This is a genomic window from Paenibacillus sp. FSL E2-0177 (assembly GCF_037992975.1).
Taxonomy (GTDB): domain Bacteria; phylum Bacillota; class Bacilli; order Paenibacillales; family Paenibacillaceae; genus Paenibacillus_AQ; species Paenibacillus_AQ odorifer.
Genome location: NZ_CP150307.1, coordinates 4,866,092 through 4,891,435 on the forward strand (window position 1 = coordinate 4,866,092; position 25,344 = coordinate 4,891,435).

Here is a 25,344-nt window from a genome sequence, read left to right on the forward strand (position 1 = left end):
TTACTATAAAGCTAAGAAGGGCGTTCGTTTGTTAGATTGCTCACAGCGCAAAAAAAGCAGGATACCTCCTCTACAATTTCCGCTCCCGCAAAAAACAAAGGCAAAGAAAACCAGTAAAAGCAAGTCCTCCGATTGCTGCTAATGAGAAGGAAAACGCCCTTACATAATCCGCTAGATCTGCTTCCAAAAGAGAATGCTTTAGCGAAGCGGAGAATAAAATACCGATTAACGCCACTCCTAACGAATTCGCAAAATACATAAAGGTAGTGATCAAGCCTGAACCCGTGCCCGTGATCTTTGTGGGTACTGAACTAAGCGTGACGTTAACTAGGGGCGTAGTAGCCATTCCAAGACCGAAACCATATATCAATAATAGTAGGATATTACGAGGGTCTAGCAGCTGCGTAACGTCCACATTTAGCTCTAACATAAGCAGCAGACTACAGCTCCCCATCATCAGCGCTCCTATCTTAAGTACACTCATCCCCCATCTTTTGACCATTCGAGAAGAGATTAGGGAAGTCATAAAAAAGCCTATCCCTATAGGCAAGAAAACCATACTCGTATCTTGAACACTATAGTGCAAACCAAATTGCATATAATAGCTCAAAATAAAAAAGAAAGAGAACATACTTAGATAAAGGACAAGAACGGTTGCCAGACCAGCGCTAAATGTTCGATCTCTGAAAATAGACAGATCGACTAACGGTAACGTCCCCTGCTTTCCCTTTCGATTTTCAACCCAGATAAAAGTAAACAACACGAAAAGAGCTAACATTAGACAGCCAAAAATCCACAACGGCCACCCTTGTTTTTGTCCCTCTGACAACGGATAGATCAACAGGAACAAACCGATCAGCAGAAGGAAGCTTCCAGTCCAATCAATACTGTGCGCCTGCTCAGCCCGTGTTTCAGGTACAATCGGCATTAACAGCAGGACGAGAAGTCCAAATGGCACATTGAAAAAAAATACTGTCCGCCAACCGAGATCGAACGGATTCCAATTCACAATAGTACCTCCGAGGATGAATCCAAATGCAAATCCAATGCCAATCATTGCGCCGTAAATGCCGAAAACAAACCCTTTTTCCTTTGGCAGAAAGCTGACCTGCAGCGTAGATAGAACCTGAGGTTGAATAAGCGCCGCAGCCAATCCCTGCACAATCCGAATAACAATCAGAAGTGCCGGATCTGAGGTCAATCCGCCTAACACTGCCATGACCGTAAACCCGCTCACCCCGATCATCAACATCCGTTTTCTGCCGTATATATCCCCAAGCTTTCCGCTAATAATCAACGCCACAGCTAATCCTAGCGAAAATCCGGTAACGATAAGCTGTGCTTCCGAAAAGCTTGCGTTCAAGCTATATTGAATAGATGGAAGCGCAACTTGAATCATATAAGTATTTAATGAAATAAGTAATGTTGGCAGTAAAATAACCCCCAGCGCATACCACCGTCGCGAATCTACTTGTTGTTGTTCCATTGTATGACCACCTTTTTATCTGCAATCTATGAAATTATTATCATTCAGAGTGGTCTTTTTCTCTACCTGTTAAGGGAGGTTCACTCCTTGATAAGGGAGCAAACACAAAAAAACCTCAAGCATGCAGAAGATAACGTTCGATTCCGAACCCTATGTTCTAACACTTGAAGCTTTAAGCTTTCTGCATTTACAAATCTTCCTACAGCCTGTTTCGTTCCAAACTCTGTTGTTCGATACGTTTTAAGTATTCGCTTGGATTGCAGCCATAATGCTTACGGAAGGTCGTCGTGAAATTGCTGACATTGCTATATCCGACCGAAACAGCTGTTTTCCCTATATTCAAACCTTCAACCTCCATATACCAGAGCGCTTTCTCCATCCTTTTTATACGTACAAGCTCGAAGATCGTCATGCCAAATAATTCGCGGAAGCCTTTTTTCAGCTTGAATTCGTTGATACCTACCCGCTTAGCCAACTCACGTATAGATAACGGTTGTTCGAAATGGATTTGCACCAATTCATGTACCCGCTTCAGATTAGTAATATCATCATGCCGCAGCGTCATACTATCGCTAATTGAACCGTAACCATCAGACTCACCAAACAAAGCAATAAATTCAAGAGCTTTGCTCTCCATATATAAACGTCTCAATGTTCCATGATAGGTACAGTGGATCATTTCGGAGACACATTTTCGGATTGCCGCAGTATCTGGATAACGATCAATATTTCCACGATGATGTCTAAGCCAGGTTTCCATTTGCTGTGTCTCCGATAAATCTCCGGCGTAATTCAGCAGTTCACTAGGAGCAAACCGTATTTCCAGCAATTGATTGGGGACACCTGCTTTTTTCTCTTCATACACCTGAACATCCTCTAGAAAAAGGACATTGCCCATTTGTTTATCCGTGTAACTTTCCTTGCCGTTCCATTCGCAATAGATTTCTCCGCTTAGATTATAGCTTAGTTCAAACAACGGACAAGCTTCTTGAATGTGGAGCTTCATATCTTGTTCGTAAGTTATGTCCGTATACATAATCTCCATACCTGGACGAATCCGTGTACGGGTGACGCTTCCCTTGCCAATATGTGAAGGAATAGTAAGCCGCTGTTCCCATTGGTTATGCTCAACATGCCCCTCTATCCGTTCAGTAAATTGATCAAAAAGATCATGAATTTCCATATTCAATATATTTAAAGTCATCGCAAACCTCTCCTTCTTCGCTCGTTGTATACGATGAGTTACATGATCTCTACTCTAGCTCCGTAAATGATAATTGTTATCACTTGAAAGTGTCAACCTGAAATACAAAAAAGCATTGGCGGATTTTATTCTGCCAAACGCTTTTTTAGAAGTAAAATAAGACCGTTCAAACCAATGGAAATGCGTCCCTCCGGTATCTTAGCTCCCCCGTAACCTCCATAATCTTCGAGGCTAACAAATGCGAGGGCAGCTCGTAATCCACACAACCCAGCTTCGCGGCTGCTTCAGGCATTTCACTTTCAATAGAAGTTTCTTGCGATTCTACTAGCGTTGATTGGGCGCCAGCGTGTTTAGCAGCCAGCATCCCTTTAGCGCCGTCATTTCCCATTCCGGTCATTAGGATTAAATGCTGCTGTAGACCAGTTAATGCAGATATAGAATCAAACAAGATATCGACCGAAGGACAGTGTCCATTCACTGCAGGCTTTTTCATAAGTTTTATTCTGAGATCCTGCCCCTCCTGAATAATGGTCATATGAGAATTACCTGGAGCGATATAGACGGTTCCCCCGAGCACAGATTGCTTGTCCTTGGCTTCCACCACCCGTACACTTGAGAACCGATTCAGTCGTTCCGCCAATGCTTTTGTGTACTTGGGCGGCATATGTTGAACAACCAGAAGGGGATACGGGAAGCTCGCCGGGAGCGAGGAAATTAAGATTTCTAATGCCTTCGGCCCCCCTACTCCGCATCCAATTCCCACGATCTGCTCAATAACTTCTGTACACCCACTCTTAACGTTGTTTTGTTTCTCTTGTCGAGCTTTCACTTTGGAGATGTTTATATTGTTAAGAATAAGAGTTCTTAAAGGAATTTCAGCGGCTTTCTTAATTTTGAATAATAACTCATCTTTTATGCTGTATAGACCAGGTCCATAAGATTGAGCCGGCTTGGATATGAAATCCACTGCACCATTTTGTAGAGCAGTAATGGTTGCTGTTATTCCATCCTTTGTAGCGGAGCTCAAGATAAGTATAGGTGTTGGCCGCTGAGACATTATGCTTGTGAGTGCTACCAAACCGTTCAATTCCGGCATTTCTATATCTATAGCCACGACATCGGGCCTGAGTTTTTGAACCATGCTGATCGCTTCGGATGCATTTCGAGCTACTCCAATGACCTCGAGGCTTGAATCCTCCGAAATTAGGTTCGAGATCTGTTTACGCATGGTTACTGAAGCAGCTACAACGAGCACCTTTATTTTTTGCACTACTTCTCCTCTCCTATCAATGATAATACCCCTGACACTGTTTATTTAACTTTAAAAATAGATACCAGACTATTTAACTCTTCTGCTAGCTGAGCCAAAGCATTGGCGGTCGTTGCCGTTTCACTGCTGCTTGCCGCCATTTCTTCAGTTGCGGCGGATATGCTCTCAATTGAGAACATCACCTCAGACGATTGTGCGGCCTGTTCTTCACTGGCAGCTGCAATTTCTGTTACTTTATGAGCGGTATCGTTCACCATCGTAAGGATATGTTCAAAGGCTTCTCCATTTTTTTGTGAAAAAGCTACTCCTTCTACTACAGCATTTACACTGTGCTGCGTATTCTTCTGCATTTCTTTGATAATGCCCGTGATTTGTTTCGTAGCCCCACTGCTCCGCTCAGCTAACTTTCTTACTTCATTCGCAACAACGGCAAAACCTCGACCTTGTTCACCTGCGCGGGCCGCTTCTATCGCTGCGTTTAGGGCAAGCAGATTTGTTTGTTGGGCAATATCTTCAATCACCGCGATAATCTCACCAATCTTATCGGAGTCTTCCGCAAGTCTAGACATTTGTGTATCCAGTACTGCCATTCCTTGTACGGAGTTCTTAACCACGATCCCTCCATCTTGAGCGATACGCATCGTTTGATCTGAAAGCTCAGAAGCCTGTTCAGCACTCTGGGCTACTGAATTAATCGCCGCAGATAATTCTCGGAACAACTCATTCATCGTTTGTGCTGCACTAGCTTGACTCATACTTCCACTGGCTACTTCCTCTGTACTAGCTGAGATTTGCTGTGCAGCAGCTGAGACACTTTCCGCAGAAGACGAAATGCCGCTAACAGTGCGTCTTAGGTTCAGAACCATTTCATTAACAGAATAAGCTAGCATTCCAATCTCGTCCTTAGATTCCAGATTCGACGTTTCGCTTAAATCACCATTAGCCACTTTACCTAGCAGGCGCATTACTTGATTTAGAGGCCGTGCTATGATCTGCGATATTAGAAGACCCAGACCAATACTGATGAGCAGCGCAACAATAGTAACGCTAAACGTAATCAAACGAGAGGACTGATAAAGGTCATTGGCATTAACAATCGAACCTTGAGCCTGCTTCATATTGATGTCTATTAATTTTTGCAGAAAGTTAGTCAGCTCTGTTGTGGCTGTTTGCAAATCACTTTCGCGCAAATAATTTGTATATTTCTCATTACTAATATTTGTTTTATCAATTTCAATAGTATCATCAAGACTTGTGATATAACGTTGCCAGATCTCAGGATAATCTTTCATTATCGCTAATTCTTCAGCTCTCAACGCAGTCTTGCTATATTTACCCATGATCTCTTCAATACTTTGAACGTTTTTATGTATTTTATCTTCGTATTCTTTCTTTTCTGCCGCTGTTTTAGCCATCGTGTTTATATCACGGATATTGATTCTATTTGTTAAAAATAGTTCATTCGCTTCTCCCAGATAAGCTATAGGTGTTAAGCGATTTTCGTACATGTCCACGATAGAGCGGTCCATCTTACTCAAATTCGTAATTCCATAGAATCCTACAAAGCACAATATTGCGGATACTAACAGAAATGCGGAGATTAACTTCACTGCTGTTCTTAAATTATAAAACCACTTCATTTTCCTCAGCCCCTCATTGGCGTTAGTCATTTTTTAGTAATTCTTAGGAACTATTTCATCATATACGGTAAGCAGATTAAGGTAACCGAAAAAAAATAGCGCGACCACGCAAAAATATTGCGTCATCCCGCAAAAAAAGCGCAGACCAAAAAATCCCGCCTCACAGCACCGTGAACGGGATTTTGATCTATTTGTTTGTTACGAATTTTCATAGTGAATTGTTGAAATCGGACTCCTTCAATATGCCCAGTCGCTTAGCTTTTATTGCCGCTTCAATTCTTGATTTCACATTTAGTTTTTGGAACAGACTCGTTAAACTGTATTCCAGCGATCGTTGACTCATAAGTACAATCTCTGCTATTTCCTTGTTGCTTTTTCCTTTTGCAATCTCTGTCAGCATTTCATGCTCTTTTTTGCTTATCTTCGGGTTTGCTTGGTCAATATTAATCTCCATTCCTTTAGGTGATACTTTTCTTAACTGTTTAACTAGGGTATGAGGCAAAATGACATCTCCCCTTAAAGCACAACGCACTGCTGCAACCAACTGCTCTCTATTGGTCGTTTTTGAAATAAATCCAAACAAACCCGATTCGATCATCAAGTTGAATTTGTTTGTAATTTCGTATCCGGTGTAGATTAAGATAATCGCGTCTGCGTTTATTTTCAAGACTTCCTTCGCCAAATCAATCCCATTCCCATCAGCGATATGAAGATCAAACAGCATCACGTCAAACGTATGGCTACCCACCATGTTAAGCGCCTCATGGGCTGAATTGGCTAGGGTAACCTCCATATCTCCCTCTTGTTCCAGTATCATCTTAGTCCCTTCCATGACAGAGGGATGGTCGTCCACTAACAAAATTCGAATCATGCCTAATACACCCCTATCCCCTTATTATGCCCCATGATTAATCTGCAGGTATGGATATAAAGACAGCTAATCCCTTATTCTCTGGCGAAAGAAATCGTATGGTCCCATCCATACTGCGAACCCTTTCTTTCATCCCATAAATCCCCATGCTCTTAAGAGAATCCTCTCCTAAAAGGCTCATTCCAATTCCGTTATCTTCATAATCCAAAAGCACCTGTTGCCCTTCACTAGCTAAGGAGATACGTACTTCTGTGGCACAAGAATGTTTAGCTGCATTAGCCAAAAGTTCCTGCACAATACGGTACAGACCAATGAGAATCTCGTCTTTTAACTTATGCTTAAAAGCTGTTGACTCAAAATAAATCTGATAGTCGTTCCGCAGCTGAGCAAATTCAAACAACGTCTCAAGTGAGGAAGCAAGCCCCTCATTGATTAATGCTGGTGGCCTAAGCTCATTGCAGATCATCCGCAGTTCATAGATAACATCGAGTAAACCTTCTGTGATCTGTTCTAGCTGCTCCTTTAGTTCCCCCGTAACGGATTTATCACTTAAAAAATTATCAAGCTTACGATACCAGATGATCTGTTCTTGAAGTGCTGAATCATGTAGATCTTGAGCAAGCCGTTTGCGTTCATTCTCGGATAAATTAAACATAAAGCGCAGCAACCATGTCGGAGCTTGCTCGGAAGCCGCTAACTCAAGGTCCTTAGTTAGATCTTCTATGAGCAAAAAATTATCAAATAACACACTAACATAACGGGTAATCGTCTTCAGCCACACTCGAACAGAACTTATTTCTAATAAAATAGACTTCTCATTAATGGATAGAATATAGCTTTTTCTTCGGAACTCTCCGATCTTAAGTGAATAGCCCCGCTCGGTCTCAATAATCTCGCATATTTTATCATGGTTATCATCAACTTCAACCATACAAATATTGGTAACCCGCAAGACCTCTCTAACTTCTTTCAGTAATCGTTGTTCCATGTGACTGATCTTCATCGCACCAAACAAATCTTGCGAGAATTGATCAAGACTCATCTGTAAGTTGAAATACCTTTCCTCGCTGTTCCGAATGATCTGCTCTGTAAGCTGTCTTTCCACCTCAATTTTTTTCCGATCACTGATATCCCTAAAGATAGAGATACATGCAACCTTACCCTTATATAGAATTGAGCTAGCTGTTACTTCTACATCGATAATAGATCCATCTGACCGCACGACCTTTTGTTCAACAGGAGCTAATATCCGATTGGGTCCATAATAGATTTCACGCATCCGATCTCTAGCCAGCGTTATATAGTCCGGGTGGGCCCAATTAAAAATAGAGGTGCCAATCAATTGATCCTCACTGCAAACTCCAAACAATCCTAAACAGGAAAAATTCACATAAAGGAATTTATATTCACTATGGAGTACTACCGCTTCAGGTGACATATCAATAAGCAGCCGATTGAGTTCCTCACTTTCTCTAAGTTCACTCTCCATCTGGACCCTTTTTGTAATGTCTCTCGCTACGATCACAATACTAACTACTTCTCCATCCTCACCAAGAACAGGTGTACCCAAGCATTCCAGGTCTATAATGTGACCTTTAATGTGAATAAACCGATTGTAAAACATCTTACATACTTTTGTCCGAAAAATATCCAAGATCTGTTCCCGCAACACTTCTTGTTCATCAGGATGAATATACTCCAAAATAGTTGTGTTCTTTATTGAACCTACAGGAAGACCAATAATTTTCTCACAAGAGGACGAAGCAATAATGAAGTTCCCTTGCTGATCCAGAACCCCAATCATATCCTCCATATTCTCTGTAATAAGCCTGTACTCCGCTTCCCGCTGAGCCAGCCGCTTTTCTACCTCCACAGATGCAGTGGTATCTCTTGCGATAACAAAGGTACCCACAATTTGATTGTTTTCATGTACAGGGATGTTTTTCATCGACCAATGGTTAACTAATCCATTCTCGCGGACAGAAGTAACCGTATAATGCTGCAGAACTCCGCCAACCGTTTTATCAAAATAATCAGACATCATATGCGAATTCTCTGCGCCAAATAAATTCACAATGGATAAGTTCTCTCCGAATCTATTAAAAGCTTCGCCAGTAATTTGCTCTGCCGCTGGATTGATAGCCACAATGCTGCCCTGCAGATCCAATTCACACACGATATCTGGATTATGGTCAAACAGGGATTTGTAGCGCTGCTCGCTTTTTAATAGAACCTCTTGCATCTGCTTTTTTTCCGTATGATCGATTAAGATCCCATTGAGCCGTACCACTGCCCCTGTCTCATCCATACTGGGAATGATCCTGACTTGGACCCATCGGAGTTCACCGCTGGCATGGATGATCCGATATTCACTGAGATTGCTTATTCCTTGCCCCACTGTAGTTATAATCTCTTGAATTAAAGGCCGCTCTTCTTTAGGAGCAATTCTTAGCCAAAAGTCATCTTCCTTCGCCTGTTCTGGTGAATATCCCGTGATATTGAAAATGGCATCCGATATGAATAACATTTTCCGTGATACGTAATCGTAAGACCAAATCGCCACATCGATCGTAGCAAACATCTGCTGATACAGAGAAAAGCTACTCTCTAACTGGGCTTGAGCATTTTTTTGTTCCGTGATATCTATGATGACGCCATCTATTCGACAAACCTTATGCTCTTGATTAAAAACGGGCGTGCCTATACTTTGAACCCACTTCAGCGCTTTTGCAGGTAACTGCATACGATACTCAAGATTACATAGGTGACCAGAGTATAATTTATCTATATAAGCATCAAACCGTTCAAGATCCTCACCGTACACATATTCACGTAAAAAATTGGGGTTATGCGTTAAAGCATGATCTGAACAGTCCACCCATTTCTCCAAAACATTCGACATTGTCAGCAAATTCGCTTCCATGTCAATAGACCATGAGGTCATATCCTTGTCGCCAAGTGAATGCATATTGAGATTCCCTCCACATAAAAAGCCCCCCCTTTTCGGGGCGGCTTTTTCTTCCTATTCGCTATTTCGCAAGCGTCTTTACATTTTAGCCATTATCTACTGAGCAATCTGCTCGCGAATATTCTGCAATATTTTCTTCTCCAGCCGGGATACCTGGACTTGAGAAATCCCAAGGCGACTGGCAACCTCTGACTGCGTTTGGTCACGGTAATACCGAAGATAAACAATCAGCCGTTCACGCTCGCTGAGACCTCCGATAGCCTCATTCAGTGCCAGCTTATCAAACCAGCGTTCCTGTGATTCGTCAGCGATTTGATCAATCAGTGTGATCGGGTCGCCATCATTCTCGAACACAGTCTCATGAATCGAGGTCGGTGGCTTGTTAGCTTCCTGAGCAAATACCACTTCTTCAGGGGTAACCCCCAGTGCCTCAGCAACTTCACCGATGGTAGGCAGACGGTCCAGCGTCTTAGACATTTCATCCTTCATCTTGCGGACCTTATTAGCCATCTCCTTAAGAGAACGGCTAACTTTCAAGGTTCCATCGTCGCGAAGGAAACGCTGAATCTCGCCAATGATCATCGGCACGGCATAAGTGGAGAATTTGACCTCATAGCTGAGGTCGAACTTATCAACGGACTTCAAGAGCCCGATGCAACCGATCTGGAACAAATCGTCAGGTTCATACCCGCGGTTCATAAACCGCTGCACTACCGACCAGACCAACCGGATATTGCAGCTAACTAGTGTGTCTCGGGCAAGATTATCTCCGGCCTGACTGAGCGCGATAAGACGTTTGACCTCCGCATCGTCCAAATAGGTCGGCGGAGCTTTTTTTGACTCTGCATCCATGGCTCCAACCCCTAATTGTATAAAGCTTTTTTCGAAACGATGGTTTTCTTCATTGAGATCGAAGTGCCGTGTCCCGGTTCACTAGTGACTTCAAATTCATCCATGAAATTCTCCATAATGGTAAAGCCCATGCCCGACCGCTCCAGCTCTGGCTTTGAGGTATATAGCGGCTGTTGTGCCAGCTCCAAATCCTCAATGCCCCGTCCCTGATCCTCAATGGTTAAATGTACCGTTTCGTTGTCCAGCGAAGCTGAAATAGTCACAATACCTTCCGGATCACTATCATACCCATGAATAATACAATTGGTGACCGCCTCCGACACGACTGTCTTCAGATCATTCAGCTCGTCCATTGTAGGATCAAGCCTAGAAACGAACGCCGCTACAACTACACGCGCGAATGATTCGTTCTCCGAGAGTGCAGCGAACTGCACGTTCATGAAGTTACCAGCCTTACCATTTGTCATAACGCAACCTCCAAATCCGAGAGTGCAGTGCTCTCGTCGTCATATAGGGGCATGATCTTGAACAGGCCTGACATTTCCAGAAGTCGCTTCACAGGTGCCGTTGCATCACACACCACCATTTTGCCGCCTTTACTATGGATCAGTTTATACCTTCCCAGAATTACGCCGAGACCCGAACTGTCCATAAACTGCAGATGCTTAAGACTAAGGATCAAATGCGATACCTGACCCCGCATAATCGCTTCATCCATATCCATTCTTACAAAATCGGCGGCATGATGATCGAGTTCCCCAGATAAACGGACAATCAGCACACCCCTGTGATGCTCCATTTCCACATTAGAATTCATGCTTGCCACTCTCCTCTTCGTTGCTTTGAAAACTTGGCCTTAAGAGACAGTACCCATTCTCTTCAAGGACAAGGTTTCTACGTGGCAAATCAGGAATCCTGCCTCACGACAAAACTAGAAGAAAACCCCTATGAATCTACAAAGCACATGGGCGCAATCTACAAAAAAGCTCTTTTTAATCCATGCCGAACATCGAGCCTGTTGTACGTTTAAAGAGCTTCCACCAGCCTGCTTTTGCCACAGCTTCCCCTGCTTTAAGTTCATACTCTTTAATCACTTGGGTTCCTTGGTAGACAACCAGCTTGCCTATGGACTGGCCTTCAGCCACTGGTGCCTTCACGCTTTCTGGAAGTACTAGTTCGTGACGAATGCCTTCTTGCGTCACACCTTTTTTCAAAAGAACACTATACGTCTCTTTCGCCGTAATCGGCAGCTCGGACTTCACACCCTTCTCAATATTAAGGGTACCGATAGCGTCCCCTTCTTTGTGAATAGTGTGGATCTTATATTGCGAAAAGAGATAGTCAAACATGCCCGACACTTCACTGTTACGTGTCTTCGTGTTCGGCTCACCCAGCACAACAGCAACAGCACGCAGACCGTCTCTTGCAGCCGTAGCAGATAAGCAGAATTTTGCTTCAGCGGTATATCCTGTTTTCAGTCCATCAGCGCCTGTATAGAAACGTACAAGCTTGTTCGTGTTTACCAACCAGAATGGTTTGGTGGAATCCTTACGCAGATAATCCTGATAGGAACCGGTATATTTGATAATTCTATCATGCTTTAAAAGCTCCCGGCTAATTACCGCAATATCGTAGGCTGAGGAATAGTGATTAGCAGCTGGAAGACCGTTGCAATTGGCAAAGTGGGTATCTTTCAGACCCAGTTCTTCCGCTCTTTTATTCATCAGATCGACAAAAGCGCTCTCCGAACCCGCTATTTTCTCTGCCATTGCCACAGATGCATCATTACCGGAGGCCATAGCGATGCCTTTGAGCATCTCATCCACCGACATTTCTTCACCAGGCTCCAGGAAAATTTGCGATCCGCCCATCGATGCGGCATATTCACTCGTGCGCACCTTATCCGTCAGTTGCAGTCTTCCTTCATCCAGTGCTTCCACCGTAAGCAGCATCGTCATAATCTTCGTAATACTTGCGGGAGGCAGCTTATCATGGCTGTTCTTTTCATAAATAATAGTGCCGGTGCCTGCATCCATCAAAATCGCTGAACGCGCACCAGGCGCAAGATCTACAGCGGCAGCATTACTGCCAGAATCCTTGCTTTTTTCCTCAGCATAAGCACCTGACATCGGTCCTAGAACCGACACAACGATACAGAGCACAAGCACAGCAAAACGCATTTTTCTCACAATGGTTCCCCTCCTGAACGTTAACCTTCATATCACAGGTACTGTGTTCCAGTTTCGTCAGAAAGGGTGGAAATTATTCCATTTCCAAGTAAATAACTATAATAATTTATCGCAAGAAGTAATGATGTTGTCAATAAAAAAAAGCCCAGCAGCAGTTGCAGAGCATTTTTATTATAGGGGAGATCAAAAGTTAATTCAAATTTTAAGTATTTCCAATTTTTCCGTACTCATTTAACCCCCCTTTAAAGGAAAATGTAATATTTTAACGAATGGTATTTAAGAACTTAACTGCTTATAGAGGAGTGAATATACAGATGAACCACCTTGCAGATTGTATTGAAGCAGAAGCTAAACAGAACAATTTCTCTGGTGTAGTGCTGGTACAACAACCTGATAAAAAAGTCATCAGCAGTTGTTACGGTTATGCCAATAAGTCGGATAAGCGCGAAAACAATATTCATACTCGGTTCGGCATTGCTTCCGGGTGTAAAATATTTACCGCGATCGCTGTCTGCCAGCTGGTTGATCAGGGATTGATTTCTTTTGAAAGTAGACTAATAGATTATCTTAAAAAAGTAGATTTTCCTCTCTTTAGTCCCGACATCACCATACATCAGCTGCTAACGCATAGCTCTGGTATTCCGGATTATTTTGATGAAACAATTATGGATGATTTCGAGGATCTGTGGAAGGCACGGCCTATGTACACCTTGCGACAGCTTGAGAATTTTGTGCCGATGTTCCGAACCCTTCCCATGATGTGGACTCCTGGCGAACGTTTTCACTACAACAATGCCGGCTATATCGTGCTAGGCCTTCTGGTGGAGGAATTGAGTGGAATGACTTTTTCCGAGTATGTAGAGCAGCACATCTTTAAGCCTTGCGGAATGGAGCAATCCGGTTACTTTACGTTAGATGCCTTACCTGCCAACTGTGCACTAGGATACATAGAGGAAGAGAACGGAAACTGGAGAACCAACATCTACTCAATCCCGGTAAAAGGAGGCGCTGACGGTGGAGCTTTCGTCACTGCCCCCGACATGCAGCTATTCTGGAGCGGGTTAATCAACCATACATTATTGAGTCCAGTACTCACTTCATTATTGCTTACTCCCCATGTACATGTGGATGGCGAAGGCTATTATGGTTATGGTGTATGGATTACCCTCCGCGAAGAAAAAGTGTTCAAATTTCACATTATGGGCTATGATCCCGGTGTTTCCTTCCGGTCGGCTATCTATCCAGCTAGTGGCGAGACTGTGGTCGTATTATGTAATACAAGCAGCGGGGCTTCGCTGATATTCAATAAGATTAATAATCAGTTATAAATATTGCACCATTGAGCAAAACGCAAAGAAGCGACCTTCCCGTTATGGGAGGATCGCTGCTTTGTTGTTTGTTTAAGGCCATAGCCATGACAATATTTATATTGCCTAGGCTAGTACCGTGTTACCCCATCTTTAGTAACAAGTGCAAATACCAAAGGTTGGGCAGGAACAGGTTCAGAAGTGATACGGTAGGCTTCTAACACCTTACCTTCAGCTTCCTCTACTTTCTTCTCACTGGCATCATTGATATGCAAGACTGCAAGCGTCTCGCCGATCTCTACAGCATCTCCAACCTTTTTAGAAAGTTGAATTCCCACAGCCAGATCGATTACGGATTCCTTAGTTTCACGTCCAGCTCCAAGCAGCATAGCCGCAACGCCAATTTCCTCGGCCTGAATCCCTTCTATGAACCCTTTGGTTTTTGCTTTCACTTCAATGAATCGCTTAGCCGTAGGGAGCTTCTCCGGAGAATCAATTTGCGATACATCTCCACCTTGTGCCTTCACGATTTGTTTGAACTTCTCTAGCGCACTGCCATCTTCAATATGCGTCATAAGAATCGAACGTGCCTCCGCTTCATCCTTGGCTTTGCCGCCAAGAACAAGCATCTGGCTGCCCAGAATAAGACAGACCTCCTGCAGATCCTTCGGACCGTGACCCTTCAAGGTCTCGATTCCTTCCTTAATTTCCAACGCATTTCCGATCCCGTAACCAAGCGGCTGGTCCATATCACTGATAATCGCAACGGTATTGCGACCCAGATGCGTTCCAATGTCAACCATCGCCTGAGCGAGTGCTATAGAATCATCCAGCGTCTTCATAAAAGCACCGCTGCCTGTTTTGACATCCAACACGATCGCATCCGCACCTGCTGCAATCTTTTTGCTCATCACAGAGCTTGCAATAAGGGGGATGGATTCAACTGTTGCAGTTACATCCCGAAGGGCGTACAGCTTTTTGTCTGCGGGTGTAATGTTACCCGACTGGCCGATCACGGCAGCCCCGATCTCCCCTACTTGGTCAAAGAAACGCTCACGAGCCATCTCGATAGAGAAACCACTGATGGACTCCAGCTTATCGAGCGTGCCTCCAGTGTGCCCAAGTCCGCGGCCGGACATCTTCGCTACCGGTACTCCAGCAGAAGCTACCAAGGGTGCCAGTACTACAGTTGTTTTATCGCCCACTCCGCCTGTGGAGTGTTTATCAACCTTAATGCCTGCAATTGGGCTAAGATCTACTTGATCGCCGGACATCGCCATTTCCATCGTTAGATCGCCGGTTTCCCGCGCGTTCATGCCTTGGAAATAAACAGCCATTGCCCATGCAGAGAGCTGATAATCAGGCACTTCACCTTTACTGTAGCCCTGAATTAAAAAGGAAATTTCCTCACGACTCAGCTCTCCACCATCTCTTTTTTTCTGAATAATATCTACAGCTCTCATATTACACCTGCACTTCACGGACAATTGCGCGAGCAAGTCCGATAAATTTTGGTCTAGTCAAATTAGTTACCTTCATTATCTGTTCAAACGTCAATGGCTCAAGCTCATTCACTTGTGTCATAGATTGGACCTCCCAAAAATTCAAAATGCAGTATCCGAAATTACATTTTCGGAATAAAGCCCAACACCAGCTTCAGGAAACGCTCACGCACACGATCTGCAGTTTCCATAACCTCTTCATGGTTGAGCGGTTGATCCAGGATTCCCGCAGCCATGTTAGTAATACAGGAGATACCCAATACCTCGATACCTGCATGCCGGGCAACAATAGTTTCCGACACAGTAGACATGCCCACAGCGTCAGCCCCTAGATGACGAAGCATTACGATTTCAGCAGGTGTTTCGTAGCAAGGTCCCAGCAGACCTGCATATACACCTTCTTTGAATTCGAAATTCTGCTGCGCTGCCGTTTCCTTCGCTACCTTGATCAGGCGGCGGCTATAAGCGGTTGACATATCCGGGAAGCGCACGCCCAGTGCAGGATCATTAGGTCCTATTAACGGGTTCCGTCCCGTCATATTCAGATGATCCGTAAGGAGCATAAGATCGCCCGGCGTGAAATCTGTGTTCACTCCACCAGCAGCATTAGTTACTAATAGGCTGGCTATACCAAGTTCTTTCATAACCCGAACAGGGAATGCCGTAACCTCCGGTCCATAACCCTCATACATATGAAAGCGGCCCTTCATCATCACGACACGGCGTCCTTCAATCATACCGATCAGCAGTTCTCCCTCATGCCCTTCTACAGTGGACACAGGGAAGTGAGGAATCTCATCATATGGAATGCTGATTCCATCGGTGATCAGGTCTGCCAGCACACCGAGTCCTGAACCAAGGATCAATCCAATTTCCGGAGCCACCGGACATTTGTCTTTTATATAAATGGCTGCTTCTTGAATTTCTTTTTGAGTTAACATGCTATGGATGATCCTCCTTAATGAATGTTGTGGCGCAACCCACATTCTTTCATTGCAGTTTCGCTAAAAAGCTTGTCCCATACTGCGGCGCCTTCGCACCGAAATTATCAGCAATGGTTGCAGCAACATCTGAGAAGGTCTCACGAATACCCAAGCTATCTGGATGCTTAAGGCGTGGGCTGTAAATAAGCAGCGGCACATATTCACGAGTATGATCTGTTCCACTATGGATTGGATCATTCCCATGATCTGCTGAAATAATCAACAGGTCATCTTCACCAAGCGTGGATAGAATTTCAGGCAGCGCCTGATCGAATACTTCTAGTGCATGACCGTATCCTTCCGGATCGCGGCGGTGTCCATATAAAGAGTCAAAATCCACCAGATTCGTGAACAGCAACCCGTTGAACGGTTGGCGAAGCTGCTCAATGGTAACTTCGATACCATGTTCATTGCTCTTCGTAGGGTAAGAAGCTGTAACCCCTTCACCTGTGAAAATATCGTTGATCTTTCCTACCGCGATAACATCTTTTCCGATATCAGCCAGCGAATTCATTACCGTTGGTTCCGGTGGTTTCACGGCATAATCATGGCGATTCGAGGTCCGTACGAACTTTCCTGGTTCGCCAACATATGGACGAGCAATAACGCGCCCTACGGAGAATTCAGGAGCCATAGTTAGCTCACGGGCGATTTTACACGCGCTGTATAGCTCTTCCAGTGGAATGATATCTTCATGTGCCGCAAGCTGGAATACACTGTCCGCAGAGGTGTACACAATCCAAGCTCCGGTCTTTATCTGCTCTTCGCCATATTCAACTAAAATTTCCGTACCGGAAGCCGGTTTATTACCGATCACTTTCCGGCCAGTTGCTGCTTCGAATTTCTCAATCAATTCTGCCGGAAATCCATCCGGATACGTATTAAATGGAACCTCAATTTTCAGCCCCATCAGCTCCCAGTGCCCGGTCATCGTATCCTTACCTACAGATACTTCCTGCATCTTGCCATAATATCCAGTTGGTGAAGCTACAGGTTCAAGCGGCGGCAGCGGAGCAATATTAGCTAATCCTAACTGCTGAAGGTTAGGCAGTTTTAATCCGGGAACACGGTTCAAAATATGGCCAAGCGTATGTGACCCTGCATCACCAAAATTCGCAGCATCTGGAGCTTCTCCGATACCTACACTATCCAAAACAATAAAACCAATTCGTTTAAATGAGGACATATTGTCTTCACTCCTTTTTTAATATAGATCGTTCGTTCATTCGTTTGCACCAACAAGAAGAAACGGCTGTACCTTCTCCCGGAAGTCAGACGCTTCCGTAGCTAGCGATACAATGTATCGCCTGTCAGGTATCCGTTTCTGCCAAAGGATAACCTGTGGAAAATTACCCATTCCCCAGTCTATCCTATAAGTATGATTCCATCATAACTATCTTACTCACAAAAAGCATCTTTGAAGCATGATCAGCGAGCTCTGGGATGATGGCTCTCATATACTTCCTTCATATTCTTTCGCGCGATACCGTTATAAATCTGAGTCGTCGAAATATCAGCATGACCCAGCATTTGTTGTACGGAACGCAAATCCGCTCCACCTTCCAGTAAATGGGCGGCAAAGGAATGCCTAAGCGTATGCGGTGTAATATCCTGCTCAATGTTTGCTTCCCGAGCGTATTTTTTTATGATTTTCCAGAACCCCTGGCGGGTTAAACGCCCACCTAGGCTATTCAGGAATATAGCCGGCTCCTCCTGATGATCACGAAGCAGCTTGTCCCGCATAAGAGAAGTGTAAGCTGCTACACTCTCTGCAGCAATGGTTCCAATGGGAACCACTCGTTCCTTGCCCGAAGTCCCTGTACAACGCGCAAACTTCATGTCTGTATGCACATCGTCTACGTTAAGAGAAATTAATTCAGAAACCTTTATCCCCGTTGCGTAGAGCAATTCCAGCATAGCCTTATCGCGCATCCCTTGTGCTGTACTCACATCTGGAGCAGCTAGCAGCCGCTCAACCTCCGAAACCGCAAGCACCATAGGTGGCTTCTTATCGGGCTTCATGGTTTCCATGTCCAGTGTTGGATCCTGCTCAATTAAACGTTCCTTCAGCAAATAATGAAAAAAGGCCCGCAGGGACACCGCGTTTCTGTTGAGCGTTGCAGTGGCTCTTCCCGCTCCGCGTAAGGAGCCAAGATATAACATCACATGAGATCTTCGGATTTCTTCAGGCTGCTCAACCCCCCGCTCTTCAGCAAACTCTAGAAACTGCGATACATCCCTACCGTAAGATTCCAGTGTATTCGGGGACAAGCCTTTATCTCCGGACAAATAATGTAAAAAAGGCTGCAAGTGTGACTTCATTATTTCACGCTCCTGTCCTGGCGCAGCTACTCTTAGTGTCTTCCTGCAGCACATTCAGCATGAGGCTTTAGCAGATGTGTACACAACGCTTACTCTGCATAAATCCACCCTAGCTTTCTTCGACATTCTTCTCGCTTGTTCCTGCTTCCTGCGGAGCTTTCATTCTCCGAACCAGTAATAGAAACGCAAGCGCTGCCGCGCATCCAGACCATCATCACCAACCTCGGCGTGATCAAATGCCCGAACAGCGGTGCCTTCAGGAATTCCATAGTTATCTATCGGACTGAGCCATTCCCCTAGCCAGCTCATAGCATAGTAGAGTAAATAGCTTAGAGCCACAAACATGATCATAAAATACAGCTTACGCACTGTTTTGGGCACAGAAACAATCATAAGGACGCCTCCTATTACATATAAATGAATTCTGCTCGTCCTTCATTTTATGCTCCAAAAAAGGCTGATATGTATGGCTCTAATAGACTAATCATTTAAAAAGCCCCCTCCGGTATAGGAACCGGGGAGGACTTGTGAAGTTAATTCTTAATATAAGATAACTTTAGGATGGATTTCCGTCTGTATTGTTCTTATCAGTACAGCGGTAGCAAATCCCATGGAAATCAAGTCTATGATCAAGCACTGTGAAATTAAACTCTTTCTCCAGTCGCTCTTCCAGCGGACCGAGCCAATCCTCGCGAATCTCATCCATACTGCCGCATTGCACACAAATTAAGTGATGATGATGATGCTTCGCAGTATCTGTTCGCAAATCATACCGGGCTACACCGTCGCCGAAATTGATCTTTTCTACGACATGAAGCTCACTGAGAAGTTCGAGGGTACGATACACAGTCGCAAGACCGATCTCGGGAGCTTTCTCCTTCACGAGCATAAATACGTCTTCCGCACTAAGATGATCTTCCTCATTCTCCAGCAGCACTCTTAAGGTCGCTTCCCGTTGGGGTGTAAGCTTGTATCCTTGGGATTGTAACTGTTGCTTAATCTTGTCTATCCGTGCTTCCACCTGTCTCCCTCCCCCTTGGATAATTACCGCACCGGTCTTCAAACCACTTCTTCCATTATAGGGGGTGTCGCTTTCAGAAGTCAAACGCTTTTACTGCACAGTCAAGGTCGTCACCGCTTGTACAAGTGAAGGCGTGACCCAACGCATCATGGTTGGTGTAACCCAGGTCTCAAAACATGAAATACCCAGGATCAAAAGCGCCATCACAAATGACAATATAGTGTACATGGTAAAAGGACGAGTCACTGGCGTCCGGCGCTGTCCCATCACCCGGCTGCGGATCATCTGCAAGGAAAAAGCTATCGCAGCTGCACTGCTAACCAGCAGCACAGGGATCAGCACCAGATTATGTGGAGCCACAGAGACTAACGCGAACAACATCCCATGCCAAGAATATTGACTGACCAGACAGCCAACCGTAAAACCAATCAGTACCCCTTTTAAAAAATCAAGAATCAAAATTCCCGGCAGCCCAATGACCGACAACCCAAGAATCCAGATCAGTCCGATCCATTTCAGATTCAAGGCCGCTATACTCCAGTACGAATCAGGTGCGGCTGGCAGACCTTGCTGATCAACCGTAACAAAGAAATTCCCCAGATAATCCCCCAGCTCCTGCTGCTGATCCATCGTAAGCGCACTAACGATAAGAGCTCCAAATACAACACCTACCAGAAATAATACGCCGACAAAAATATACAGAGGCGTCTGTTCCTTCATCATCAGCCGTAAATTACGCATATGGGACGTTCCCCTTTCCGGTTACATGTTACACCATATGAGAAAACGTCCCGCGATATGACTTGTCCTTCAGGTAATGCCTCTACTTTCTGGGCTGAACCACTTTACCGTACGTCCCGCCACCGCCTGCTGATAGCTCCAAAATTCCAGAGCGGGCCTGGACGATCATCGACGCCAGATCCGCACCTACAACGCTGGCAATTTCCGCTTCACCACAACCATGTAAAATGTTCATCTCAGTTCCAAACGCTTGCAGTAACGCGTTCATCTTCGCCTTCCCTAACCCCGGGATAAATTCAAGCGGAACCTGATAATGATAGGGTGGACGGTCAGCAGGTACTAACGGTGTCTTGCGGTCTGCAATATCTAGGATCCGGTCAAATACACCTCTAACCAGCTTAAGACTGCCGCAATACTGGCAACGATCCGAGTTGACATAAGCCTCATCAATAATACTGCCACAGCCCCCGCAATAGCTCCGGTGGTATTTGCCAAGCCGCGGATTAAGTCCGAAATTAGCACTTACCTTCCGCCCATCTTTACGTTCCAGTGCAAGCCGTAGTTCAGCGAACGAAGGCTGTGCCAGCTCCATCACATTATACTCACGCCCTAACTTACCTAGTGAATGCGCATCTGAGTTGGTTAGAAACGTGAAATCATCCAGTTCAGAGAGATATCCAGCCATTTCGGAATCTGCACTCAGCCCAAGTTCAACCGCAGCTATGCGTTCCAGATCAAAGATGTCCGCCATACGCTCGGCAGCACAGCCGTACAAGCCCTTGTGAGGCGTGAAAATATGTGCAGGGATAAGAATGCCTCCCCGCCCGTAAATCTCATCCTGAAGCTCCCTAGCCGGAGCATACAGGCGTTGGGAACTTAGATTCACGTTCCGCATATAGCGGCTCATCCACGCACTAAAGTCAGTCATGCGTTCCACGTCCGGCATGTAAGCGAGCACATGGCACTCTTTTCGCCCAGGCTCGCGGATTTCAATCTCTGTTCCCAGAATGATCGTAGTCCCTCGGTAAGCAATGCCTCCACCTTCAGCTAATGTCATCTCTCCAGATTCCAAAGACCGCTGAATATCCCGCAGGACGCCAGGTGAATGACTATCTATAATACCGATCATTTCTAGTCCCTTGCGCTCTGCAGCTTCTTTGGCAATGCCCGCAAAGGTAAGCTCGCGGCTGCCGCTAATTTTGACAGCCTGACCTTCCGACGTTCGCCCAATATGAACATGCAAATCGCAATAGAAACTCTTCAGTTCAGTTGTTAATTCCATTGGCCTGTCAGCGTGTATAGATGCCAAGCGTACACTGCCATCATCGTTTTTGCATCCGCGATGCGCCCGTCAGCCATATATTGATACGCTTCCTCCAGGGTAAGCTCCGAAACCTCTAGAAATTCATCCTCGTCCAGTGACATGTCCCCTGGTTGAGCGTTAGTAGTCACATACAAATGAATAATCTCATCGGCGAAGCCGGGAGAAGTATAGAAAGATTTAAGCAATTTCAGATCTCCACTGTGAAATCCAGTCTCTTCCTGAAGTTCACGACCAGCCGCAACTAATGGATCTTCACCTTTATCCAGCTTCCCAGCAGGAATTTCCACCTCAGTGCGTTGCATGGGCTGACGGTATTGCTCTACAACAAGCATTTTATTGTTATTTAAAGCAAGCACCGCTACAGCGCCGGGATGCTTCACAACTTCACGTGTCGCAGTATTTCCATCAGGCAGTCTCACTGTGTCCACCTGCAAAGATATAATCTTCCCATCAAAAACAGGCTGTGTAGACAATGTCACTTCATCAAGCTCGGGTTTGCTGTGCAAATGTTGTTCTCCCATAAAGTTTCTGGTCTCCTTTTTCTCTATTGTGCATACGGTGTATTATAGCAAACTTAAAGGGAAAGAAGGAATTTCAGATGAATGAAATCTTCAGCCGTACAAGCTCATCCGCAGTTATGATGGTAGGTAAGCCGGAGGAAATAAAGGCCATCTTGGCTGGATGGATCCAGCAGTATGGGCGCGATATGCCCTTGGCATACATTCTTTCCCTGCACGATCAATCCGCAATCCTTCCGTCCAAGGCAGGATGAATTCATCCTCTCCTTTGGGACTTAGCCATACATGTTCACACAACTATAGGGGTGTCTCAAAAGCCATGAAATGGCTGCTGGGGCACCCCAGTCTTTTTGCGTCGCCCCGATTAGGGGGGCTATCGTGCTTACGCTGCAGGTATTGGGCACAGGTTGATTGATTAAGCGACTAATAGGCTTACGATGCTGGCATGTGACACAACTTGTTGATCGCTCACGATGCTGGCGTCAGACACAACTTGTTGATCGCTCACGATGCTGGCGTCAGACACAACTTGTTGATCGCTCACGATGCTGATATCTAGCACAAGTTGTTTGATTAGGTTACTATTGCGCCTACCTTTGTACGCTATCGGACTCAGTTGACCTTAAACACACCTTTTCCCCACTTTTGCTATGCTATCGGACCCCAGTGACGCTATCGGCACGAAAAACACACTGTACGTACCTCTTATTAAGGAATAGCTGCGCTCGTGTCCGAAACTCTGCTTAAATGGCGATAATTTTGTTTTTAGCGTCATCTGGGTCCTTTCGCCTCAATAGAGGGGGCGGACTTAGCGCTATCGCTCTCTGACATCGGAAGTGACTCGCGCTATCGGACACAGCTGCCCTTAAACCCACCTTTTCCCCACTTTTGCTATGCTATCGGACCCCAGTGACGCTATCGGTACAAAAAACACACTATATGCTCCTCTTCTTATGGAATAGATGCGCTGGTGTCCGAAACTCTTCTCAAATGGCGATAATTTTGCTTATAGCGTCATCTGGGTCCTTTAGCCTCAAGAGAGGGGGCGGACTTGGCGCTATCGGTTGTGTCTCTGTGCTGTGTGATGTGTCTCAGTACTATCGAATGTGACTCGTTGCTGACTCTGCGCTGTGTAATGTGTCTCTGTGTTATCGAATGTGACTCTTTGCTGTGTGTGACTCGCGCTATCGGACACAGTTGCACTTAAACCCACCTTTTCCCCACTTTTACGATGCTATCGGACCCCAGTGACGCTATCGGCACAAAAAACACACTATATGCTCCTCTTCCTAAGGAATAGCTGCGCTCGTGTCCGAAACTCTGCTCAAATGGCGATAATTTTGCTTATAGCGTCATCTGGGTCCTTTCGCCTCAAAAGAGGGGGCGGACTTGGCGCTATCGGACACAGTTGCACTTAAACACACCTTTTCCCCACTTTTACGATTCTATCAGACCCCATTGCAGCTATCGGCACGAAAAACACACTATATGCTCCTCTTCTTAAGGAATAGCTGCACGGGTGTCCGATACTCTGCTCAAATGGCAATAATTTTGCTTATAACGTCATCTGGGTCCTTTAGCCTCAAGAGAGGGGTGGCATCCGGGCATTCCGGAAATTTCTACTTCGAGACTCGCCAAAAGCGGCATTAGAGGTCGCATGACTTTTTTGGGATTACCCTAAATATAGCTGCACTAAACTCCCCATAAAAAAAAATACAGAGCAGCAATCCTCCGTTACGGTAGAATCGCTGCTCTGCTGTTTTATAAGGTGGTTAGCCCTTTACGCTCTCTTTTACAATATTCACAACGAGTTCAGCCACTTTAACGATATCTTCGGCTTTAATCCGTTCCTTGGTAGTATGGATATGTTCATAACCCACTGCAAGGTTAACAGTCGGAACATCTAGACCGTTGAACACGTTAGCGTCACTACCTCCGCCAGAGTGGAACAGACGTGGAGTAAGCCCCATAGAAGTAATGGCCCGCTGTGCAAGCTGCACTACCGGATCATGTTCATTAAAGCTAAAAGCAGGGTAGATGATTTCACTGCGGAATTCGCATTCTGCGCCGTATTCCCGCACAGTTGTCTCGAGCGCTTCGCGCATCGAAGCGATTTGATCGCCAACCTTCTCCTGCACAATACTGCGTGCTTCTGCATCCAGCTGGACGTGATCGCACACTACATTCGTTGGGCCGCCGCCAGCGAACTTTCCAATATTCGCTGTGGTTTCGTTATCAATACGACCCAGCTTCATGGCTGCAATCGCTTTGCTAGCGACTTGAATTGCGCTGATGCCGTCCTCTGGGTTCACGCCAGCATGAGCCGATTTTCCAAAGATTTGCATCGTGATTTTAGCCTGTGTCGGTGCTGCCACCGCAATCGCTCCAACTTCACCATTGGAATCAAGCGCAAAGCCGAAGTCTGCATCCAAGTTGCTTGGATCCATCGAACGTGCGCCCAGCAATCCAGATTCTTCACCCGCTGTAATCACGAATTGAATCTGACCATGCGGAAGCTTTTGCTCTTGGATCACTCGAATGGCTTCGAACAATGCAGCAAGTCCTGCTTTATCATCAGCTCCAAGAATCGTAGTGCCATCACTTGTAATCCATCCATCTGAACCAAGTGTAGGCTTGATATTTTGTCCGGGAACAACCGTATCCATATGGCAAGTGAACAGAAGCTTTGGAGCAGCTCCTCCATTCTCAGCTGGCCAGGTAATGAATAGATTACCTGCTCCATGTCCGGTTCTTTCCTGGGAATCGTCTTCGAGCACTTCTAAACCCAGTTCGTTAAACTTACTCTTAAGGACATCGGCAATCTGCCGTTCATTTCTTGTTTCGCTATCAACTTGGACAAGTTCCATAAACTCCTGAATCAATCGGTCTTGTGAAATCACTGGACTTCCCTCTCTTTCGTGAATACGGTACAATGGTTGTACGGCATTACCATCTTCATGTTAATAACTTAAACTAAATCTAAAGGAGTTACCCATGCAACGTAATAAATGGTTCAAGATCTTCATCTACGTCATGTTGTTTGCCATGATTGCCTCTACGCTATTTATGGTTATCGAGCCGTTCCTTGCAGGTTAAACATTGCTCAGGAAGCATTAATAATAGCGGCTAGGAACACCTTGCCGCTA

23 protein-coding genes are annotated in these 25,344 nt (G+C 45.2%); 3 read left to right on the forward strand and 20 right to left on the reverse strand.

The features are described from left to right. Positions 1 to 70 precede the first annotated feature (70 nt). The 10 genes from MHI25_RS21755 to MHI25_RS21800 all read right to left on the reverse strand — a co-directional run bounded on the left by MHI25_RS21755 (position 71) and on the right by MHI25_RS21800 (position 12,420). Entirely contained in the window at positions 71 to 1,486 is a 1,416-nt protein-coding gene (locus MHI25_RS21755) for an MFS transporter (protein ID WP_340394260.1), read from the reverse strand. Between the two features lie 199 nt (positions 1,487 to 1,685). Further along, positions 1,686 to 2,690 carry a helix-turn-helix domain-containing protein gene (locus MHI25_RS21760; protein ID WP_076129500.1) on the reverse strand — a complete coding sequence of 335 codons (1,005 nt, stop codon included), beginning with the start codon at positions 2,688 to 2,690 and terminating at the stop codon, positions 1,686 to 1,688. Positions 2,691 to 2,856: 166 nt separating this feature from the next. Continuing rightward, positions 2,857 to 3,960 carry a chemotaxis-specific protein-glutamate methyltransferase CheB gene (gene cheB / locus MHI25_RS21765; protein WP_340394262.1) on the reverse strand — a complete coding sequence of 368 codons (1,104 nt, stop codon included), beginning with the start codon at positions 3,958 to 3,960 and terminating at the stop codon, positions 2,857 to 2,859. A gap of 41 nt (positions 3,961 to 4,001) precedes the next feature. Next, complete coding sequence (locus MHI25_RS21770) at positions 4,002 to 5,600, reverse strand: methyl-accepting chemotaxis protein (protein ID WP_340394263.1); 1,599 nt, start codon at positions 5,598 to 5,600, stop codon at positions 4,002 to 4,004. 208 nt (positions 5,601 to 5,808) lie between these two features. After that, positions 5,809 to 6,471, reverse strand: coding sequence for a response regulator transcription factor (locus tag MHI25_RS21775; RefSeq protein ID WP_076219667.1), 663 nt, complete (start codon positions 6,469 to 6,471; stop codon positions 5,809 to 5,811). A 37-nt stretch (positions 6,472 to 6,508) separates the two neighbouring features. Then, positions 6,509 to 9,439, reverse strand: a complete 2,931-nt coding sequence (locus MHI25_RS21780; protein ID WP_340394267.1) for a PAS domain S-box protein — start codon at positions 9,437 to 9,439, stop codon at positions 6,509 to 6,511. Positions 9,440 to 9,535: 96 nt separating this feature from the next. Continuing rightward, positions 9,536 to 10,291, reverse strand: coding sequence for an RNA polymerase sporulation sigma factor SigF (gene sigF / locus MHI25_RS21785; RefSeq protein WP_036676059.1), 756 nt, complete (start codon positions 10,289 to 10,291; stop codon positions 9,536 to 9,538). A gap of 11 nt (positions 10,292 to 10,302) precedes the next feature. Continuing rightward, positions 10,303 to 10,758 carry an anti-sigma F factor gene (gene spoIIAB, locus MHI25_RS21790; RefSeq protein ID WP_036676058.1) on the reverse strand — a complete coding sequence of 152 codons (456 nt, stop codon included), beginning with the start codon at positions 10,756 to 10,758 and terminating at the stop codon, positions 10,303 to 10,305. After that, positions 10,755 to 11,108, reverse strand: coding sequence for an anti-sigma F factor antagonist (gene spoIIAA, locus MHI25_RS21795; RefSeq protein ID WP_036676057.1), 354 nt, complete (start codon positions 11,106 to 11,108; stop codon positions 10,755 to 10,757). The genes spoIIAB and spoIIAA overlap by 4 nt, the downstream gene beginning before the upstream one ends. 175 nt (positions 11,109 to 11,283) lie before the next feature. Continuing rightward, positions 11,284 to 12,420 carry a D-alanyl-D-alanine carboxypeptidase family protein gene (locus MHI25_RS21800; RefSeq protein ID WP_340395699.1) on the reverse strand — a complete coding sequence of 379 codons (1,137 nt, stop codon included), beginning with the start codon at positions 12,418 to 12,420 and terminating at the stop codon, positions 11,284 to 11,286. Between the two features lie 374 nt (positions 12,421 to 12,794). Here MHI25_RS21800 and MHI25_RS21805 point away from each other — a divergent pair, with 374 nt between their 5' ends. Further along, positions 12,795 to 13,808, forward strand: coding sequence for a serine hydrolase (locus MHI25_RS21805; RefSeq protein WP_340394270.1), 1,014 nt, complete (start codon positions 12,795 to 12,797; stop codon positions 13,806 to 13,808). Between the two features lie 110 nt (positions 13,809 to 13,918). On the opposite strand, the gene MHI25_RS21810 is transcribed toward MHI25_RS21805, so the two are convergent. The 9 genes from MHI25_RS21810 to MHI25_RS21850 form a co-directional block, all read right to left on the reverse strand. Next, complete coding sequence (locus tag MHI25_RS21810; RefSeq protein ID WP_036676056.1) at positions 13,919 to 15,250, reverse strand: pyrimidine-nucleoside phosphorylase; 1,332 nt, start codon at positions 15,248 to 15,250, stop codon at positions 13,919 to 13,921. Between the two features lie 161 nt (positions 15,251 to 15,411). After that, the gene (locus tag MHI25_RS21815) at positions 15,412 to 16,230 is read right to left on the reverse strand and encodes a purine-nucleoside phosphorylase (RefSeq protein WP_036676055.1); all 819 of its coding nucleotides are present in this window, start codon (positions 16,228 to 16,230) and stop codon (positions 15,412 to 15,414) included. Between the two features lie 49 nt (positions 16,231 to 16,279). Then, positions 16,280 to 17,458: a phosphopentomutase gene (deoB, locus tag MHI25_RS21820; protein WP_340394271.1), complete on the reverse strand. Its 1,179-nt coding sequence runs from the start codon at positions 17,456 to 17,458 to the stop codon at positions 16,280 to 16,282. 242 nt (positions 17,459 to 17,700) lie between these two features. Continuing rightward, positions 17,701 to 18,594 (reverse strand): site-specific tyrosine recombinase XerD, encoded by an 894-nt coding sequence (gene xerD, locus MHI25_RS21825; RefSeq protein ID WP_076192308.1) that lies wholly within the window; start codon positions 18,592 to 18,594, stop codon positions 17,701 to 17,703. A gap of 159 nt (positions 18,595 to 18,753) precedes the next feature. Further along, the gene (locus tag MHI25_RS21830; protein WP_340394272.1) at positions 18,754 to 18,987 is read right to left on the reverse strand and encodes a DUF4227 family protein; all 234 of its coding nucleotides are present in this window, start codon (positions 18,985 to 18,987) and stop codon (positions 18,754 to 18,756) included. A gap of 163 nt (positions 18,988 to 19,150) precedes the next feature. Continuing rightward, positions 19,151 to 19,615, reverse strand: a complete 465-nt coding sequence (locus MHI25_RS21835; RefSeq protein WP_036676051.1) for a Fur family transcriptional regulator — start codon at positions 19,613 to 19,615, stop codon at positions 19,151 to 19,153. A 90-nt stretch (positions 19,616 to 19,705) separates the two neighbouring features. After that, a complete protein-coding gene (gene spoIIM / locus MHI25_RS21840; protein WP_036676050.1) occupies positions 19,706 to 20,356 on the reverse strand; it encodes a stage II sporulation protein M in 651 nt (216 codons plus the stop codon). Between the two features lie 82 nt (positions 20,357 to 20,438). Next, positions 20,439 to 21,638, reverse strand: coding sequence for an endonuclease Q family protein (locus MHI25_RS21845; protein ID WP_076129492.1), 1,200 nt, complete (start codon positions 21,636 to 21,638; stop codon positions 20,439 to 20,441). Further along, positions 21,629 to 22,201, reverse strand: coding sequence for an NUDIX hydrolase (locus MHI25_RS21850; RefSeq protein ID WP_036676048.1), 573 nt, complete (start codon positions 22,199 to 22,201; stop codon positions 21,629 to 21,631). The genes MHI25_RS21845 and MHI25_RS21850 overlap by 10 nt, the downstream gene beginning before the upstream one ends. Positions 22,202 to 22,278: 77 nt before the next feature. On the opposite strand from MHI25_RS21850, the gene MHI25_RS21855 reads away from it, so the two are divergent. Then, positions 22,279 to 22,452 carry a hypothetical protein gene (locus MHI25_RS21855; RefSeq protein WP_162636775.1) on the forward strand — a complete coding sequence of 58 codons (174 nt, stop codon included), beginning with the start codon at positions 22,279 to 22,281 and terminating at the stop codon, positions 22,450 to 22,452. 1,518 nt (positions 22,453 to 23,970) lie between these two features. Here the strand turns inward: MHI25_RS21855 and MHI25_RS21860 are convergent. Then, positions 23,971 to 25,098, reverse strand: a complete 1,128-nt coding sequence (locus tag MHI25_RS21860) for a tripeptidase T (RefSeq protein ID WP_076129490.1) — start codon at positions 25,096 to 25,098, stop codon at positions 23,971 to 23,973. A 94-nt stretch (positions 25,099 to 25,192) separates the two neighbouring features. On the opposite strand from MHI25_RS21860, the gene prli42 reads away from it, so the two are divergent. Next, complete coding sequence (prli42, locus tag MHI25_RS21865) at positions 25,193 to 25,294, forward strand: stressosome-associated protein Prli42 (RefSeq protein WP_094872112.1); 102 nt, start codon at positions 25,193 to 25,195, stop codon at positions 25,292 to 25,294. Positions 25,295 to 25,344 lie beyond the last annotated feature (50 nt).

Bases quoted from the DNA above. Each gene is read 5' to 3' on its own strand.
- MHI25_RS21755 (WP_340394260.1), bottom strand. From the start codon at position 1,486: ATGGAACAACAACAAGTAGATTCGCGACGGTGGTATGCGCTGGGGGTT.
- MHI25_RS21760 (WP_076129500.1), bottom strand. From the start codon at position 2,690: ATGACTTTAAATATATTGAATATGGAAATTCATGATCTTTTTGATCAA.
- MHI25_RS21770 (WP_340394263.1), bottom strand. From the start codon at position 5,600: ATGAAGTGGTTTTATAATTTAAGAACAGCAGTGAAGTTAATCTCCGCA.
- MHI25_RS21775 (WP_076219667.1), bottom strand. From the start codon at position 6,471: ATGATTCGAATTTTGTTAGTGGACGACCATCCCTCTGTCATGGAAGGG.
- MHI25_RS21780 (WP_340394267.1), bottom strand. From the start codon at position 9,439: ATGCATTCACTTGGCGACAAGGATATGACCTCATGGTCTATTGACATG.
- sigF (WP_036676059.1), bottom strand. From the start codon at position 10,291: ATGGATGCAGAGTCAAAAAAAGCTCCGCCGACCTATTTGGACGATGCG.
- spoIIAB (WP_036676058.1), bottom strand. From the start codon at position 10,758: ATGACAAATGGTAAGGCTGGTAACTTCATGAACGTGCAGTTCGCTGCA.
- spoIIAA (WP_036676057.1), bottom strand. From the start codon at position 11,108: ATGAATTCTAATGTGGAAATGGAGCATCACAGGGGTGTGCTGATTGTC.
- MHI25_RS21800 (WP_340395699.1), bottom strand. From the start codon at position 12,420: ATGTCAGGTGCTTATGCTGAGGAAAAAAGCAAGGATTCTGGCAGTAAT.
- MHI25_RS21805 (WP_340394270.1), top strand. From the start codon at position 12,795: ATGAACCACCTTGCAGATTGTATTGAAGCAGAAGCTAAACAGAACAAT.
- MHI25_RS21810 (WP_036676056.1), bottom strand. From the start codon at position 15,250: ATGAGAGCTGTAGATATTATTCAGAAAAAAAGAGATGGTGGAGAGCTG.
- MHI25_RS21815 (WP_036676055.1), bottom strand. From the start codon at position 16,230: ATGTTAACTCAAAAAGAAATTCAAGAAGCAGCCATTTATATAAAAGAC.
- deoB (WP_340394271.1), bottom strand. From the start codon at position 17,458: ATGTCCTCATTTAAACGAATTGGTTTTATTGTTTTGGATAGTGTAGGT.
- xerD (WP_076192308.1), bottom strand. From the start codon at position 18,594: ATGAAGTCACACTTGCAGCCTTTTTTACATTATTTGTCCGGAGATAAA.
- MHI25_RS21830 (WP_340394272.1), bottom strand. From the start codon at position 18,987: ATGATTGTTTCTGTGCCCAAAACAGTGCGTAAGCTGTATTTTATGATC.
- spoIIM (WP_036676050.1), bottom strand. From the start codon at position 20,356: ATGCGTAATTTACGGCTGATGATGAAGGAACAGACGCCTCTGTATATT.
- MHI25_RS21845 (WP_076129492.1), bottom strand. From the start codon at position 21,638: ATGGAATTAACAACTGAACTGAAGAGTTTCTATTGCGATTTGCATGTT.
- MHI25_RS21850 (WP_036676048.1), bottom strand. From the start codon at position 22,201: ATGGGAGAACAACATTTGCACAGCAAACCCGAGCTTGATGAAGTGACA.
- MHI25_RS21855 (WP_162636775.1), top strand. From the start codon at position 22,279: ATGAATGAAATCTTCAGCCGTACAAGCTCATCCGCAGTTATGATGGTA.
- prli42 (WP_094872112.1), top strand. From the start codon at position 25,193: ATGCAACGTAATAAATGGTTCAAGATCTTCATCTACGTCATGTTGTTT.